Source organism: Pseudomonas sp. 65/3-MNA-CIBAN-0223 (genome assembly GCF_040310425.1).
GTDB classification, from domain to species: Bacteria; Pseudomonadota; Gammaproteobacteria; order Pseudomonadales; family Pseudomonadaceae; genus Aquipseudomonas; species Aquipseudomonas gregormendelii.
In genome coordinates, this window is record NZ_JBEOPV010000141.1 from 1 (window position 1) to 273 (window position 273).

Annotated in this window: 1 pseudogene; it reads left to right on the top strand. The window is 67.4% G+C overall.

Annotated elements, in window-relative coordinates:
• Positions 1-273: pseudogene (locus AAEZ09_RS28275) on the top strand (membrane-bound PQQ-dependent dehydrogenase, glucose/quinate/shikimate family); the annotation flags it as partial.

Here is a 273-nt window from a genome sequence, read left to right on the forward strand (position 1 = left end):
GCACCGACCATCGTGCGTAACGTGGTCGTGGTCGGCCACCAGGTGCTCGACGGGCAAAAGGAGGATGCGCCATCCGGGGTGATCCGCGGCTACGATGCCGAAACCGGCGAGCTCGCCTGGGCATGGGACATGGGGCGTCCGGGCGAGACGGGCATGCCGGCCGAGGGCGAGCAGTACACGCGCGGCACGCCCAATGCCTGGACGACCTTTTCGGCCGACGACGAGCTCGGCCTGGTCTACGTGCCCATGGGCAATTCGGCTGTGGATTACTTC